Consider the following 13,879-nt stretch of genomic DNA (forward strand, 5'->3'; position numbering starts at 1 on the left):
CCAAGCTCTGAGGCCAGGCACTGAAGGCATTGCCGATGCTCAACCGCCCCAGAGCATCGGCTTGTTGACCATCAGGTAATAGGTCACGGCCATGGCGATGAAGGCCGGGTAGCCCAGCGCCTCCCAGCGCCGGGCATAGACGGCATACAGCGCGGGCAGGGCGGCCTGCGCTGCGTGCGCGCCGCGCGCCATGGCGGCCATGCGCACCTGCAGCCAGACCACGGGCAGCCAGCAGGCGCCGGCCAGCAGGTACAGGCCCAGCGACAGTGCCAGCCACGGCGTGGTCAACGGCCAGCCCGCCATGTGGGCCAGGGCAATGCCGCTCACAGGCTGTATGACCACGCAGGGCGTGGTGAACCACCAGTCCGCACGCACCACCAGGCGGCTGACCACGGCCTGGGCAGCGACGCTGCTGCTGCGGTTGGCGAAGAACATGTAGAAGGCCGAGCCCAGGCCGGTGCCGACCAGCAGCACGCTGGACGCGATATGCAGCGTCTTGAGCAACAGGTAGAGATTCATGCGGACTCCTTCGGGGTGACAGGTGCCGACATCAGGTGCAGCAGCATGGCTGCGATCGGCAGGTTCTTGAGCAGCGGCCCCAGCGGATGCAGCCACAGCGTGGGCTGCAGCGCCGTGGCCAGTACGGTCATGGCGGCCATCAGCAGCAGGGCCGCCAGATAGCTCTTGCGGCCGGGCAGCAGCCACAGCGCCAGGCCCACGGCCAGGTCGGCGAGCAGGCCGCTCCAGATCAGGAATGTCTGCCAGCGCGCATCGTGGATGCCGGCATCGGCCAGCACCTGCACGCTCAGGCCGCGGTGCTCGATGGCGCTGACCAGGGCCGTGCCCAGCCAGACGGCGATCAGGCTCAAGTGCATGGTGCGCTGTGAAGGGGGAACCTGGCGCAGGCGGTGCTCACCCATGGCGCAGCGTGGCCAGCAGCTGGGCGGGTGCAATGCCGGGCCGGCCCAGCAGGGTTTGCAATCCCGCCGGATCAGTGACGTTGTCGCTGGCCAGCATGGCCAGTGTCTCGCTGCACCAGGGCGAGGCGCTGACCCAGTCGCCAGCGCGTGCGCTGGCGCGGGTGAGCCAGCCGGGCAGCGTGCCCACGCGGGCGGGGGCGCGGCCCATTTGCGCGCGCAGGCTGGCAATCAGTGCGGCCAGCGGCAAGGGCAGGGGGCCACCGATCTCGATCATGCCCACGGGCTCGGGGCGCGTCACCAGGCCGGCCACGGCCTCGGCCAGGTCGCGCACGGCTACCGGCTGCACGCGGGCCTGCAGCACGGGGCGCGGCAGCAGCAGCGCCGGCAGGCGCGCCATGGACAGGAACATCTCGCTGCTGGCGCCGCCAGCGCCGAACACCACGCTGGGGCGGACCACGCAGCCTTGCAGATGTCCGGCTGCCGTGAGTGCCAGCAGATGCTCGTCAGCGGCGCGCTTGGTGGTGGCGTAGCGCGTGGCACTGCCTTCTATGCCCAGGGCAGAGATCTGCACCACGCGCCGCACGCCGGCTGCCGCGCAGGCATCGAACAGGGCGATGGGGGCCTTGGCATGCATGGCATCGATGGGCCGGGAGGCGCTGTCGCGCAGCACGCCCACGGCATTGACCACGGCATCCACGCCCGCCAGGTGCGGCAGCCAGGCGTCGGGCGTGGTGGCCTTGGCGTAGTCGAGCGCAGGCAGTGAATGGCGGCTGCGCGCCACGGGGTCGTGGCCGGACAGTGCCAGCAGGTTGACGATATGGCGGCCGATGAAGCCGTTGCCGCCGCAGACCAGAATGCGCATGGTGACCTCCAGTTTCTCTTGTGACGGAAATTTCAGGCTCAGCGTCCGCGCTTGACACGGGTGTCAGCGGCCTCGGAGCGCACGAAGCGCTGCACGCTGGCGCCCAGGCGCAGGAGCTTGTCCAGCGTGGAGGGCGACAGCCGCAGCATCTCGTCGGTCCAGATGCCCAGCGACTCCATGAGGCGCAGCGTCTCGTGCACGCGGTCCTGGGTGTCGGGGGATTCGGCATCGAAACCGGGCTCGGCGATCAGTTCGCGCAGCATCTCGGAGGTCGGGTCGAACTCGCGCTGCTTGCGCTCTCGCACGATGGTGCGCAGCAGCTCCCAGACATCGGACGAGGTCTCGAAGTAGTCGCGGCGGTCGCCGGGCCTGCGGCTGGTGCGGATCAGCTCCCAGTCCTGCAGTTCCTTGAGGCTGTTGCTCACGTTGGAGCGAGCGGCGCCCAGCGTGCCGGCAATCTCTTCCGCATTGAGCGGACGGCCATGGAAAAACAGCAGGGCGTGGATCTGGGCGACCGTGCGGTTCACTCCCCAGGAGCTGCCCATGTCGCCCCAATGGTGGATGAAACGGTGTGCGATGGGACTCAGTTGCATGGCCTCAGTGTCTGCATGCCTGAAATTTCTGTCAAGAGAGAAATTTGAGAAAACTGAAAAATCAAAACCGGCTGCAGCGCGGAGGCGGCACCTGGCGGGGCGCGGCATGTGCTGCTCCATAATGCTGGGCAGCCTGGCCTGCCACCCAGTACATACACAGGCGGGCCGCCGTTTTGAGGGGAACACCATGACTGCTGTGCAAAACCTGCGTGCCATCACCGTGCTGGCCGCCTGCGCGCTGGCGCAGGCCGCGTCTGCCGCCTGCTATTCCGTCTACACGCCCGAGCAGGAACTGATCTACCGCTCCAACCGCCCGCCGGTGGACCTGACCTTGCCGCTGCACCAGACCGTGGACAAGATCGAGCGCGGCGCCACCATGGTGTTCACGCTGGACGAGTTCAACTGCCTCACTGAAGTCAATCTGCTGGCCGAGCGCGAACAGCTGGCGCGTGCACGCCAGGAGCGCCAGCGGGACCTGGGCCGCAGCAGCACGCCGCGCTCCTGAGGGGCAAAAGCGAGTTCGGGGCTTTTTTGGGGGGCCGCCACCAGGGCAATCGGAGAGCCTGAGACAATCTGGCCCCATGAGTGAACCCCGCGACAACAAGAACCCCGACAACCTGCCCGAAGCCGACGCCGACGCCCCTGCACTGCCCGAAGGCTGGCTGCAGGTGCTGTCCATGGATATGGACGCCCAGGGCGTGGCCCGCAAGAGCGATGGCAAGGTGGTATTCATCGACGGCGCACTGCCGACCGAGCTGGTCAGCGCCAATACCCATCGCAAGAAAAACAACTGGGAAGCCGCCAGCCTGACGGCCATCCACCGCGAATCCTCCCAGCGCGTGCGCCCCGGCTGCCCCAACTTCGGCTTGCATGCCGGCGCGTGCGGCGGCTGCAAGATGCAGCATCTGCACGTCGCTGCCCAGGTGGCCATCAAGCAGCGCGTGCTGGAGGACAACCTCTGGCATCTGGCCAAGGTCAGGCCCGAGACGCTGCTGCGCCCCATCGAAGGTCCGTCCTGGGGCTACCGCTTCCGCTCGCGCCTGTCGGTGCGCTACGTGGCCAAGAAGGGCAAGGTGCTGGTGGGCTTTCACGAGCGCAAGAGCCGCTACATCGCCGACATGGAGACCTGCAAGATCCTGCCGCCCCATGTGGATGCCATGCTGCTGCCCATGCGCGCGCTGATCGCCTCCATGGATGCGCGCGAAACCTGCCCGCAGATCGAGGTCGCCTGCGGCGACTCCGTCACGGCCCTGGTGCTGCGCCACCTGGAGCCGCTGTCCGAGGACGATCAGGCCCGGCTCCGCGCTTTCGCGGCCGAGCACAACGTGCAGTGGTGGCTTCAACCCAAGGGCCCGGACACCGTGCACCTCATGGAGCAGGGAGGCGCCCAACTCGACTACGGCCTGCCCGATTTCGGCATCACCATGCCGTTCAAGCCCACGGACTTCACCCAGGTCAATCCGCACATCAACCGCGTGCTGGTCACGCGCGCGCTGCGCTTGCTGGATGTCAAGAAGGATGAGCGCGTGATCGACTGGTTCTGCGGTCTGGGCAACTTCACCCTGCCCTTGGCCACGCAGGCGCGCGAGGTGCTGGGCATCGAGGGCAGCGACACCCTGGTCAAGCGTTCCCATGAAAACTACGCGGCCAACAACGCGCAGCGGGCGGAGGGTGACAAGCTCGCGCCCACGCGCTTTGTGGCGCGCAACCTGTTCGAGATGACGCCCGAGATGCTGTTCGCCGACGGCGTCGCCGGCAAGTGGCTGGTCGATCCGCCGCGCGAAGGAGCGTTTGCGCTGTCCAAGGCCCTGGCCGACATCCACCAGGCGCGCATCGGCGCCGAAGGCGCCGAGCCCCTGCCGGTAGGGCATGAGGACTGGCGCTTTCCAGAGCGCATCGTCTATGTCAGCTGCAATCCCGCCACGCTGGCGCGCGATGCCGGTCTGCTGGTGCACCTGGCCGGCTATCGCTGTGTTTCGGCCGGCGTGGTCAACATGTTCCCGCACACGGCCCATGTGGAGAGCATGGCGGTGTTCGAGCGTCGCGTGGACTGACGGCGGCCCCTCAGACCCTGCATGAAAAAGCCGTGGCCGCCTGAGGGCGCCACGGCTTTTTTGCGGCCGGATCCGGATGCCTGCCGGATCAGCTGCGATTGCGTCCTGCCGAAGGCTCGGCAGGCACATCTTCCTTGTCGCTGCGGCGGCGGTCACTCTGGCCCAGGACCGAAGGCGTGCCCTCGATCTTGTTGGCGCGCATGTATTCGTCCATATCCTTCCAGCCTGCGAACACCAGGGCCTTGGGCGATTTGGGGTTGAGCGTGTAGCAGTCCTCCAGCCCGCGCAGGGCATGGCGGCAGGCCCCGCCAATGGCCTTGGCCTCGGCCTCCTTGGCGACGGCGCGGGGGTCCGGCCCCAGGCCCGGAATATCATCCAGCTTGCAGCCGGCAAGCAGCGTGGGCAGCAGCAGGATGGCGAAGGTGCGGGGAAGATTAGGCATGGTCATCTTGACGAGATTATCGGCACGACCCGGAAAAAGTTGAGCCCGCCTTGCACGAATGATGATCCCGGACATGCAAAAGGCCTCCCGAAGGAGGCCTTTGGTGTTGCAGCACGCAAGGCGCAGCCTTGGCGCGTGCGGCATCAGTCGCGTTCGCCACCCATGATGCCCAGCAGGGCCAGCAGGCTCTGGAACACGTTGAACAGGTCCAGGTACAGGGCCAGCGTGGCGCTGATGTAGTTGGTCTCGCCGCCGTCCATGATCTGCTTGAGGTCATAGAGCATGTAGGCGCTGAAGATGCCGATGGCCGCCACCGAGATCGCCATCATGCCGGCCGTGGAGCCGATGAAGACGTTGATGATGGAGCCCACGAACAGCACCAGCACGCCCACGAACAGGAACTTGCCCATGCCCGACAGGTCGCGCTTGATCACCGTGGCCAGCGAGGCCATGACCAGGAACACGCCGGCCGTGCCTGCAAAGGCGGTCATGATCAGCTCGGAGCCGTTCTTGAAGCCCAGGATCATGCCGATCATGCGCGACAGCATCAGGCCCATGAAGAAGGTAAAGCCCAGCAGCACGGGAATGCCGGCTGCCGAGTGCTTTGTCTTCTCGATGGCGAACATGAAGCCGAAGGCGCCGCCCAGGAAGACGATGAGCCCCAGACCGCCGCTCAGCGAGCGCGTGATGCCCGTGGCCACGCCCAGCCAAGCGCCCAGCACGGTGGGGAGAAGACTCAGGGCCAGCAGCCAGTAGGTGTTGCGCAATACGCGATTGCGCTCTTGCTGCGAGACACCGTAGCCCGCAGAGCCCAGTGTGGTGACTTGATCATTCATGTGGCCAGTCCTCCGAAGGAGTGTTGTTGCGACTTGCCCATTCTAGGTGGCGGCTCGCGCGCCGCTTGCAATACCCCGAGCCGCTGCCATGGTTTGGTTTCGAATGTTTTGTTCTGCGCATGCATTGTCAGTCCTCATACGATTGCTATGCTTATAGGACATTTGTGATGGAATGGATAACTGCAATCTTATGAAGACCAAGCATGAACTCGAACTGGCCGACGTGAAGGCCATTGCCGCCGCCGCAGAGGCCGAGGCGCTGAAGAACAAGTGGGCCGTGACCATTGCCATCGTCGATGACGGCGGTCACCTGCTGTGGCTGCAGCGCCTCGATGGCGCCGCCGCAGTCTCGGCCCATATCGCTCCGTCCAAGGCCCGTTCGGCTGCCCTGGGCCGCCGCGATACCAAGGGCTATGAAGACATGATCAACAACGGCCGTACGGCCTTCCTGAGCGCCCCCACGGTGGACGGCCTGCTCGAAGGCGGCGTGGCCATCATGAAGGACGGCCAGTGCCTGGGTGCCGTGGGCGTCAGCGGCGTCAAAGCCAATGAGGATGCCCAGGTGGCCAGCGCCGGCATTGCGGCTCTGGGTCTGTAAAAGCCCCTGATGCACCCTGCATGAATCTGCCTTTCGGGCCGATTCATGAGGCAAAGAAAAAGCCCCTGTACTGAGGTACAGGGGCTTTTTCTTTGAAGCGATCCACATTGCAGCTCAGGGAAAAAATGCTTGGCTACGCAAAATCCGAAGATTCTGTTGGCTGGCTAATCGACCTTTGGGACTGGAAGCCCCAAGGTCGCCCCACGATGAAACAAAGAAGCGGTCAGCGGACCCGAACATGACCCGCCGACGGCTGCAATCTTGGTTATTTGGTCAGGATGAGCTTGCCCAGCTTGGTGGCCTGCAGACGATAGGGTGTGCCGTTGTGCACGATGGTCACAGCCTTCTGCCCATTGAGCAGCAAGGTGCTGTCGAGTCCGCTGGCGGCCCCGCTGAGGGCTGCGGATGCTGCGGCCTGCAGCGCTGCAAAGGCCTGGGCTGTGGAGTTGCCGGACAGATGCGAGGTGGCGGCGGAAGTGGCAGACATGCAGGGAATTCCTCAAAAATTGGAAAGTTTTGTGAATGATAACAATTCTCAATTGAAAATCAAGTGAGACTTACTCTCATTGTGGTTTCTGCCCCCCGAACGACCGAACGCCTGATCACCTCGCGAGCTTGTTCCAAGACCGGGCCGCAATGGAAAACGGCCCCGAAGGGCCGTTGTCGCTGAGCGCCAGGCAACGAATGCCGCTCTCGCGGCCTACTTGACGGGGTCCGTCACAAAGCCGATCTTGCGCACGCCGGCACGCTGGGCGGCGGCCATGGCCTGGGCAACACGCTCGTAGCGCACTTCCTTGTCGCCCTGGATGTGCAGGTCGGGTTGCGGCTCCTTGGCTGCCTCGGCCTTGAGGTTTTCCTCGAACTGCGTATCGCTCACGGCCACGCCATTCCAGTGGTACTGGCCATCAGCGGACACGGCCAGGCGCACGGTGGCGGGCTTGACGTCTTCGGGCTGGTTGGTGGCGCGGGGCAGGTCCACGTTCACCGAATGCTTCATCACCGGCACGGTGATGATGAAGATGATCAGAAGCACCAGCATGACGTCGACCAGCGGCGTCATGTTGATCTCGTTCATCACCTCTTCGCCGTCATCATCCATTGTTCCGAATGCCATGGCTTACGCGCCTTTCTTCAGCGGCAGCACATTGCCGGCTTCCTTGCCGTCGATGGACACACGGGCGCCGGTCACGAAGTAGGCGTGCATGTCGTGGGCAAAGCTGTTGAGTGCGTTGAGGATGGACTTGTTGCCACGCACCACGGCGTTGTAGCCGAGCACGGCCGGAATGGCCACGGCCAGACCCAGGGCCGTCATGATCAGCGCCTCGCCGATGGGGCCTGCCACCTTGTCGATGGAGGACTGGCCCGACAGGCCGATGGCGACCAGTGCGTGGTAGATGCCCCAGACGGTGCCGAACAGGCCGATGAAGGGAGCTGTAGAGCCCACGGAGGCCAGAATGGCCAGGCCCGATTGCAGGCGGGCCGTGAACTCGCTGATGCCGTTGCGCATGCAGCGGGTCACCCAGTCGCTGATGTCAAGCGTGTCGTGCAGGTGGGCGCTGGTCTTGCGGTGGTGGGCAGTGGCTTCGCGGCCTTCGAGCACCAGGTAGCGGAAGGGGTTGGACCGGTCATTGCCGAGCTTTTCCAGGCCGCTGGCCAGGTCGGGGCTGTGCCAGAAGTCCTGGGCGTTGCGGGCGTACTTCTTGAACTTCACGATGTCCAGGGCCTTGATGATCATCACCAGCCAAGAGGCCACCGACATGGCCAGCAGGATGACGGCGACGGCACGGGTGACGAAGTCTCCCTGCGTCCAGACGTGGGCAATGCCGAATTGGGAATCCATGGATACTCCTGAGAATCAATTGAGGGTGAATTTGACCGGGACCGTAACCCACATGGGGGTTGGCGTGCCGTTGCTCTTGCCGGGGACGAACTTCCAGTTCTTGACGCCGTCCACGGCCTGCTGGTCCAGACGGTCGTAGCCGCTGGATTTGCTGACCTCGATCTTCTGAGGCAGGCCTTGCGCATCCACGAAGATGCGCAGCATCACGGTTCCCTGCTCGCCCATGCGCCGGCTGATGGCAGGGTAGTTGGGTGCCGGGTTGTTCAGGTAGGCGGCATTGTTGGATGGCAGCTCGATCTTGGGCGGTGCCGGAGGGGCAGGAGGCGCGGGCGGGGCAGGTGGGGCGGGCGGTGCCGGGGGGGCCGGCGGTGCCTCCACCACGGGCTTGGGCTCGTCTTCCAGCGTGCCTCGCGGCGCCGCAGGTGCCGGCTTGGGATCGGCAATGGCCTTGGGCAGAGGCGGCGCCTTCTTCACGACCGGCTGTGGCTTGGGGGGGGGCGGTGGCGGCGGAGGTGGCTTGGGGGCCTCGGGCTCGGGCGCGGGTGGCGAAATGAATTCCGCGATCACCTGGGCTGGCACGATGACCTCTTCGGGGGCGCGCTGGAGCAGGCCATGCTGCATCGCCCAGAGGGTTGCTGCATGCAAGACCACGACCGAACCCGCGATGGCCACGTTACGGCCAGGGCCCCCGGGGGGGCCAAAACGATCAGACTGGGACATAGAGACAGAAGGAGCTGACAGCGGATAGGTGCCGGGTGCTGTCGCTCGGAAGACGGAGTATCAGCTGCGCAGGATCCACCAGGTGCATGTAACGACGAGGATCAGGCTGCCGACAAGTGCTGAGAGGAGGACCATGCTTTGCTCTCCAGGATATTGTTGGCAAGCTGGACGGTCTGGGCCGCGATCTCGTTGTGTATGGCCGCCACGGGCTGGGTTGCGCAGCATTGCGCCACCACATCCCGGGCACAACTCTCGCACCGGCCGCACTGCATGGCGATACCCAATTCGAATTGGATTTCGTCAAAGCTCATGCCAGCGTGAGCGTGGCGTGCGATCTCACGGTCGGAAACCCGGCGACATACACAGACGATCATGGCTACAGGCAGTAATGGCTGGCTATTGATGAGATGAAAAATTATAAATGAGAATTCATCGCATTTGCAATTCTTGGTTGTCTGTAGGGCTGTATGGCCTTGCGCTTTACTCGGTATCCAGCAGTTCCACAGTGGCCTGCGCGAGGGTTGCACAGCCTGTCAGGGCCATGGCGACCTCCAGTTCGTCGCGCAGCAGCCTCAGTACGTGGGCCACGCCAGCGGCACCTGCATTGGCCAGACCCCAGATTATCGGGCGGCCTATCAGCACAGCCGTTGCACCGAGAGCGATGGCCTTGAGCACATCGGTGCCTCGCCGTATGCCGCCGTCGGCGAGCACAGGGAGCGCATGGCCCGAGTTGCGCAAGGCCTTGGTGACGCGCGCCAGTGCGGTGGCCGTTGCGGGAACGGTATCCAGCGTGCGTCCCCCGTGGTTGGAAACAATGATGCCTGCCACGCCCGATCTCGCCGCCTGCAGCGCGTCAGCCGGATGCAGCACCCCCTTGAGCAGCACTGGCAGGCGTGTCTGCTGCTGCAGCCAGGCGACGTCATCCCAGGTGGGCGCATGCTGCAGCAGGCCGTCGAACAGTGCGCTCTGGTCCGGTGTGAGCCGGACGGCCGGAGATGGAGCCAGGCCCTGCAGATTGACGGCAGAAATGCCGGCGGGAAGGCTAAAGCGCGCGCGGCGTTCACGGTCCCGTACGCCGCTGGCGGGGGCGTCCACCGTCAGCACCAGCGCTTCGTAGCCTACCGCCTCGGCCCGTTCGATCAATTGCCTGGTAAAGCCCCGGTCGTGCTGCAGGTACAGCTGGAACCATAGCGGCCCGCGGGTCGGCGTGAGCTGTGCGGCCTTCGCCACAGTCTCCAGCGGCAGGCTGGCCTGGGTGCTGAGCACCATGCCCGCGCCCAGCGCCGCAGCCGCATAGGCTGTTGCAAGCTCTGCGTCGGCATGCGCCATTTGCTGGAAGGCCATGGGGGCGACCAGCAGGGGGCAGGCCAGCTCTCGCCCCAGCAGTTGCAGCCGTGTGTTTCCCCCTGCAAGAGGCCTGAGTACGCGTGGCCACAACGTGAGCGCATCCCAGGCGCTGCGGTTGGCGGCAAGGCTGTGCTCATCGGCCGCGCCGCCCGAGAAGTAGGCCCAGGCGTTGTCGTCCAACCGCTGCCGCGCCTGGATCTCGTGGTCGGCCAGATTGATGATGCCGTCGGGAACGGCTTGCAGTGCGGGCACTTGGCTCATGGCATTGGAGGGGGGCGATGGCGCATCGCCGGTGGCAGACATCCGGAAAAAAGAAAAGCCGGCCCATGGGCCGGCTTTCATCCGTGGGGCAGGCCCGGGGATTACTTGACGTGCTTGCCGATCAGGCCAGCCATCTCGAACATCGAGACTTGGGGCTTGCCGAACACTTCCTTGAGCTTGGCATCAGCGTTGATCATGCGCTTGTTGGCAGCGTCTTGCAGCTTGTTGGCCTTGATGTAGACCCACAGCTTGCTGATGATCTCGGTGCGGGGCAGGGGGGTGGAACCCACCACGGCAGCCAGAGCGGGGCTGGGGGTGAGGGGTTTCATGAAGGCGGCGTTGGGAGTGCGCTTCTTTGCGGGAGCTGCCGGAGCAGCCGTTGCCTTCTTTGCAGTTGCCATGTTGCTTGTTCCTAGTATGGAGTGGATTCTTTACCAGCGAAAAACCGTCGCTATCCACTGGCAGGCTGATGCTAATGGGAAAAAAACGGTCTTCCAAGCTCACCCGTCAAATTTTTGCCTCGATTTGTTGCTGTGGCGCTGTTTTTTGAAGAGTTTTTGCATTCCTGCTCCCTTTCGGGGGCCGCCATGGCTGGAGGGCCGTCGGAGCCAGCGCTTTCAGAGGGGGCGGACTTCGCTTGTGGACGAAGGTTCCGAAGAGAGTTTTCGGGCGGGCCAGGTAGCCACAAAAATGCCCAGCAGGGCGATCGCGAAGGCCAGCGCCTGCATGGATGTGACCCGTTCGCCCAGCACGCACATGCCGACCAAGGCGGCGCTGATCGGCAGCAAAACCGTGAAAGTGCCCGCCTGCGAGGCTGGCACGCTGCGCAGGCCCGTCATCCACAGCCATACGGTCCACACGCAGGCAGCCAGGGCGTAGAACAGCAGCAGTCCCCAGATGCTCCATTGCACGCTGCCGAAGTCGAAGTGCCAGGCCAGATACAGCCCGAAGGGAGTTGACAGCGCAAATCCCCAGAGGTTGACGATCGATGTGATGCGTTTGGGCCCCAGGGATGTGGTCAGGCGCTTGCCGATCACGGCGTAAAACGCCTCGCAAAGCACGGCGCCGACGAGCAGCATCTGCCCCAGCCATGCCTGCGACGAGGTCGAAGAGGCTGCCGCGGTGCCCGCGTCGGGGCGCGACAGTGCATACAAGCCTATGCCGGTCACAGCCAGTGCAATGGCCAGCCAGGTGCGCGCGGCCACGCGCTCGCGCAGGAAAAGCCAGCTCATCAAGGCCACGGCGGCCGGAATGGCGGCCATGGTCACGCCTGCCGTGACGGCGCTGGTCAGGCTGACGCCGGTAACCATGCAGATGGTGAAGAGGAAGTTGCCGAACAGCGACTCCAGGAACAGCAGTCCTTGTGTGCGGCGCGGCAAGGGAGCCTCGTCAGCCGGCTTGCGCAGCCATCGCAGCATGGCGATGGCTCCTATGCCAAAGCGCAGCCAGGCCAGCAACAGCACCGGAAAAATGGCGGCCAAGGGCTTGGATAGGGCGACATAGCTGCCGACCAGGGACATGCTCAGCGCCAGGCAGGCATAGGCAGATCTGCGATGGGAGGTGTTCACGGCTTGTGGAGTTTGGGGCGGCGGTGGCGCTGCCTGAACGCGCGATGGTACCTGCGAGCACGGCAGGCACCCGTGACATACCTGTGTCGCGAATGCTTGCCATGCTGTGGCAAATTTTCACTGCATGGAATCTTCTTTTTGCATTGTGAAAAAATGAATTGCTGCGTTGCGCCATTTTTTCTCAATACGAGAAATGCAATTTCACATTGAAAAATATGAAAATAAGCTGTTGATTTTTATGAAGAAAAATTTAGTCTTGTATAAGACACAAGATGTTGATCGGGTCTTCTATAAGACTTAAATTTGATCCCAAGGCCGACGCAAGAAAGCCGCTTGTTTCAACAACCTCCCAGGAGAGCAACATGCCCCAATCCCTGACCCAGCAACTGAGCCGCGAACAACAGATTTCCGCCCTTGAGAAAGACTGGGCGCAGAACCCCCGTTGGAAGGGTGTCAAGCGTGGCTACAGCGCCGCTGACGTGGTGCGTCTTCGCGGCAGCCTGCAGCCTGAATACACGCTGGCCCAGCGCGGCGCGGAACTGCTCTGGGACAGGATCAACGGCGGTGCCAAGAAAGGCTACGTGAATGCCTTTGGCGCCATCTCTGCGGGCCAGGCCATGCAGCAGGCCAAGGCCGGCCTGGAAGCGGTGTACCTGTCGGGCTGGCAGGTGGCTGCCGACGGCAACACCAGCGAAACCATGTACCCCGACCAGTCGCTGTACGCCTATGACTCGGTGCCCACCATGGTGCGCCGCATCAACAACACCTTCAAGCGCGCCGACGAAATCCAGTGGAGCCGTGGCATCAACCCCGGCGACAAGGAATTCATCGACTACTTCCTGCCTATCGTGGCGGATGCCGAAGCCGGCTTCGGCGGCGTGCTCAACGCGTTCGAGCTGATGAAGAACATGATTGCCGCTGGCGCGGCAGGCGTGCACTTCGAGGACCAACTGGCCGCCGTGAAGAAGTGCGGCCACATGGGTGGCAAGGTGCTGGTGCCTACCCAGGAAGCCGTCGAGAAGCTCATCTCCGCACGCTTTGCCGCCGACGTGATGGGCGTGCCCACCATCGTGCTGGCCCGTACCGATGCTGAAGCCGCCAACCTGATCACCTCCGACCATGACGCCAACGACAAGCCGTTCCTGACCGGCGAGCGCACGCAGGAAGGCTTCTACCGGGTCAGGAACGGCATGGAGCAATCCATCAGCCGCGGCGTGGCCTACGCACCCTATGCAGACTTGGTGTGGTGCGAAACCGGCGTGCCTGACATCGGCTTTGCCCGCGAGTTCGCCCAGGCCGTGCATGGTGCCTGCCCAGGCAAGCTGCTGAGCTACAACTGCTCGCCCTCGTTCAACTGGAAGAAGAACCTCAACGACAGCCAGATTGCCTCCTTCCAGGAAGAGCTGTCTGCGTTGGGCTACAAGTTCCAGTTCATCACGCTGGCCGGCATCCACATCAACTGGTTCAACACCTTCAAGTTTGCCCACGCCTACGCCAACGGCGAAGGCATGAAGCACTACGTGAACATGGTGCAGGAGCCTGAATTCGCAGCCCGCGAGCAAGGCTACACCTTCGTGTCGCACCAGCAGGAAGTGGGTGCAGGCTACTTCGACGACGTGACCACGGTGATCCAGGGCGGCTCGTCCAGCGTGAAGGCGCTGACCGGCTCCACGGAAGAGGAGCAATTCCACTGAAGCGCGGCTTCGGTGAGTGCAACTTCAGGTAGATAGGGGTGAGAAAGCGTCCGGGGCCTTGTGCTTCGGGCGCTTTTTCTTTGCTGGGGTTAAAATGCAAGGAGTTTTCAACTGACAAGGGCGAGAAAGGCATCATGGTTATGA

General features: G+C 63.8%; 18 protein-coding genes. 4 read left to right on the plus strand and 14 right to left on the minus strand.

Translation table 11 applies throughout. The features are described from left to right. Positions 1 to 39: 39 nt before the first annotated feature. Genes ACRSCF_RS10490 through ACRSCF_RS10505 form a run of 4 tightly spaced genes read right to left on the minus strand, consistent with a single transcriptional unit; the run spans position 40 to position 2,375 of the window. Entirely contained in the window at positions 40 to 519 is a 480-nt protein-coding gene (locus ACRSCF_RS10490; RefSeq protein ID WP_432675715.1) for a DUF2269 family protein, read from the minus strand. Beyond that, on the minus strand, positions 516 to 920 hold the full coding sequence (locus ACRSCF_RS10495; protein WP_034364561.1) for a DoxX-like family protein: 405 nt from the start codon (positions 918 to 920) through the stop codon (positions 516 to 518). The genes ACRSCF_RS10490 and ACRSCF_RS10495 overlap by 4 nt, the downstream gene beginning before the upstream one ends. Next, positions 913 to 1,782, minus strand: a complete 870-nt coding sequence (locus ACRSCF_RS10500) for an NAD-dependent epimerase/dehydratase family protein (protein ID WP_244388014.1) — start codon at positions 1,780 to 1,782, stop codon at positions 913 to 915. The genes ACRSCF_RS10495 and ACRSCF_RS10500 overlap by 8 nt, the downstream gene beginning before the upstream one ends. A gap of 38 nt (positions 1,783 to 1,820) precedes the next feature. Beyond that, the gene (locus tag ACRSCF_RS10505; protein WP_034364559.1) at positions 1,821 to 2,375 is read right to left on the minus strand and encodes a GbsR/MarR family transcriptional regulator; all 555 of its coding nucleotides are present in this window, start codon (positions 2,373 to 2,375) and stop codon (positions 1,821 to 1,823) included. A 187-nt stretch (positions 2,376 to 2,562) separates the two neighbouring features. Here ACRSCF_RS10505 and ACRSCF_RS10510 point away from each other — a divergent pair, with 187 nt between their 5' ends. Together ACRSCF_RS10510 and rlmD are read left to right on the plus strand one after the other, a co-directional pair. Then, entirely contained in the window at positions 2,563 to 2,880 is a 318-nt protein-coding gene (locus tag ACRSCF_RS10510; RefSeq protein WP_017405967.1) for a hypothetical protein, read from the plus strand. A gap of 76 nt (positions 2,881 to 2,956) precedes the next feature. Beyond that, positions 2,957 to 4,429, plus strand: a complete 1,473-nt coding sequence (gene rlmD / locus ACRSCF_RS10515) for a 23S rRNA (uracil(1939)-C(5))-methyltransferase RlmD (protein ID WP_034364556.1) — start codon at positions 2,957 to 2,959, stop codon at positions 4,427 to 4,429. A gap of 88 nt (positions 4,430 to 4,517) precedes the next feature. Here rlmD and ACRSCF_RS10520 read toward each other — a convergent pair whose 3' ends face one another. Further along, positions 4,518 to 4,946, minus strand: coding sequence for a hypothetical protein (locus ACRSCF_RS10520; protein WP_016448327.1), 429 nt, complete (start codon positions 4,944 to 4,946; stop codon positions 4,518 to 4,520). A 68-nt stretch (positions 4,947 to 5,014) separates the two neighbouring features. Further along, positions 5,015 to 5,707 (minus strand): Bax inhibitor-1/YccA family protein, encoded by a 693-nt coding sequence (locus tag ACRSCF_RS10525; protein WP_012206426.1) that lies wholly within the window; start codon positions 5,705 to 5,707, stop codon positions 5,015 to 5,017. 190 nt (positions 5,708 to 5,897) lie between these two features. Here ACRSCF_RS10525 and ACRSCF_RS10530 point away from each other — a divergent pair, with 190 nt between their 5' ends. After that, complete coding sequence (locus tag ACRSCF_RS10530; RefSeq protein WP_017405970.1) at positions 5,898 to 6,305, plus strand: GlcG/HbpS family heme-binding protein; 408 nt, start codon at positions 5,898 to 5,900, stop codon at positions 6,303 to 6,305. 265 nt (positions 6,306 to 6,570) lie between these two features. On the opposite strand, the gene ACRSCF_RS10535 is transcribed toward ACRSCF_RS10530, so the two are convergent. The 8 genes from ACRSCF_RS10535 to ACRSCF_RS10570 form a co-directional block, all read right to left on the minus strand. After that, entirely contained in the window at positions 6,571 to 6,792 is a 222-nt protein-coding gene (locus tag ACRSCF_RS10535) for a hemin uptake protein HemP (RefSeq protein ID WP_016448325.1), read from the minus strand. A 213-nt stretch (positions 6,793 to 7,005) separates the two neighbouring features. Then, complete coding sequence (locus ACRSCF_RS10540; RefSeq protein WP_016448324.1) at positions 7,006 to 7,419, minus strand: ExbD/TolR family protein; 414 nt, start codon at positions 7,417 to 7,419, stop codon at positions 7,006 to 7,008. Between the two features lie 3 nt (positions 7,420 to 7,422). Beyond that, entirely contained in the window at positions 7,423 to 8,145 is a 723-nt protein-coding gene (locus tag ACRSCF_RS10545; RefSeq protein WP_016448323.1) for a MotA/TolQ/ExbB proton channel family protein, read from the minus strand. Between the two features lie 15 nt (positions 8,146 to 8,160). Beyond that, complete coding sequence (locus ACRSCF_RS10550) at positions 8,161 to 8,865, minus strand: energy transducer TonB (protein ID WP_432675721.1); 705 nt, start codon at positions 8,863 to 8,865, stop codon at positions 8,161 to 8,163. Between the two features lie 101 nt (positions 8,866 to 8,966). Continuing rightward, positions 8,967 to 9,239, minus strand: coding sequence for a (2Fe-2S)-binding protein (locus ACRSCF_RS10555; RefSeq protein ID WP_016448321.1), 273 nt, complete (start codon positions 9,237 to 9,239; stop codon positions 8,967 to 8,969). 106 nt (positions 9,240 to 9,345) lie between these two features. Then, a complete protein-coding gene (locus ACRSCF_RS10560) occupies positions 9,346 to 10,473 on the minus strand; it encodes an alpha-hydroxy acid oxidase (protein WP_034364670.1) in 1,128 nt (375 codons plus the stop codon). 101 nt (positions 10,474 to 10,574) lie between these two features. Then, positions 10,575 to 10,874: an SWIB/MDM2 domain-containing protein gene (locus tag ACRSCF_RS10565; protein ID WP_012206418.1), complete on the minus strand. Its 300-nt coding sequence runs from the start codon at positions 10,872 to 10,874 to the stop codon at positions 10,575 to 10,577. 216 nt (positions 10,875 to 11,090) lie between these two features. Beyond that, complete coding sequence (locus ACRSCF_RS10570) at positions 11,091 to 12,041, minus strand: DMT family transporter (RefSeq protein WP_034364552.1); 951 nt, start codon at positions 12,039 to 12,041, stop codon at positions 11,091 to 11,093. A 362-nt stretch (positions 12,042 to 12,403) separates the two neighbouring features. Between ACRSCF_RS10570 and aceA the strand changes: the two genes are divergently transcribed. Continuing rightward, the gene (gene aceA / locus ACRSCF_RS10575; RefSeq protein ID WP_016448318.1) at positions 12,404 to 13,735 is read left to right on the plus strand and encodes an isocitrate lyase; all 1,332 of its coding nucleotides are present in this window, start codon (positions 12,404 to 12,406) and stop codon (positions 13,733 to 13,735) included. Positions 13,736 to 13,879 lie beyond the last annotated feature (144 nt).

It is taken from the genome of Delftia sp. 11MD (assembly GCF_050907895.1).
GTDB classification, from domain to species: Bacteria; Pseudomonadota; Gammaproteobacteria; order Burkholderiales; family Burkholderiaceae_C; genus Comamonas; species Comamonas tsuruhatensis.

Excerpts from the sequence above, each read along its gene's own strand:
- ACRSCF_RS10490 (WP_432675715.1), bottom strand. The coding sequence starts at position 519 with ATGAATCTCTACCTGTTGCTCAAGACGCTGCATATCGCGTCCAGCGTG.
- ACRSCF_RS10495 (WP_034364561.1), bottom strand. The coding sequence starts at position 920 with ATGGGTGAGCACCGCCTGCGCCAGGTTCCCCCTTCACAGCGCACCATG.
- ACRSCF_RS10500 (WP_244388014.1), bottom strand. The coding sequence starts at position 1,782 with ATGCGCATTCTGGTCTGCGGCGGCAACGGCTTCATCGGCCGCCATATC.
- ACRSCF_RS10505 (WP_034364559.1), bottom strand. The coding sequence starts at position 2,375 with ATGCAACTGAGTCCCATCGCACACCGTTTCATCCACCATTGGGGCGAC.
- ACRSCF_RS10510 (WP_017405967.1), top strand. The coding sequence starts at position 2,563 with ATGACTGCTGTGCAAAACCTGCGTGCCATCACCGTGCTGGCCGCCTGC.
- rlmD (WP_034364556.1), top strand. The coding sequence starts at position 2,957 with ATGAGTGAACCCCGCGACAACAAGAACCCCGACAACCTGCCCGAAGCC.
- ACRSCF_RS10520 (WP_016448327.1), bottom strand. The coding sequence starts at position 4,946 with ATGTCCGGGATCATCATTCGTGCAAGGCGGGCTCAACTTTTTCCGGGT.
- ACRSCF_RS10525 (WP_012206426.1), bottom strand. The coding sequence starts at position 5,707 with ATGAATGATCAAGTCACCACACTGGGCTCTGCGGGCTACGGTGTCTCG.
- ACRSCF_RS10530 (WP_017405970.1), top strand. The coding sequence starts at position 5,898 with ATGAAGACCAAGCATGAACTCGAACTGGCCGACGTGAAGGCCATTGCC.
- ACRSCF_RS10535 (WP_016448325.1), bottom strand. The coding sequence starts at position 6,792 with ATGTCTGCCACTTCCGCCGCCACCTCGCATCTGTCCGGCAACTCCACA.
- ACRSCF_RS10540 (WP_016448324.1), bottom strand. The coding sequence starts at position 7,419 with ATGGCATTCGGAACAATGGATGATGACGGCGAAGAGGTGATGAACGAG.
- ACRSCF_RS10545 (WP_016448323.1), bottom strand. The coding sequence starts at position 8,145 with ATGGATTCCCAATTCGGCATTGCCCACGTCTGGACGCAGGGAGACTTC.
- ACRSCF_RS10550 (WP_432675721.1), bottom strand. The coding sequence starts at position 8,865 with ATGTCCCAGTCTGATCGTTTTGGCCCCCCCGGGGGCCCTGGCCGTAAC.
- ACRSCF_RS10555 (WP_016448321.1), bottom strand. The coding sequence starts at position 9,239 with ATGATCGTCTGTGTATGTCGCCGGGTTTCCGACCGTGAGATCGCACGC.
- ACRSCF_RS10560 (WP_034364670.1), bottom strand. The coding sequence starts at position 10,473 with ATGAGCCAAGTGCCCGCACTGCAAGCCGTTCCCGACGGCATCATCAAT.
- ACRSCF_RS10565 (WP_012206418.1), bottom strand. The coding sequence starts at position 10,874 with ATGGCAACTGCAAAGAAGGCAACGGCTGCTCCGGCAGCTCCCGCAAAG.
- aceA (WP_016448318.1), top strand. The coding sequence starts at position 12,404 with ATGCCCCAATCCCTGACCCAGCAACTGAGCCGCGAACAACAGATTTCC.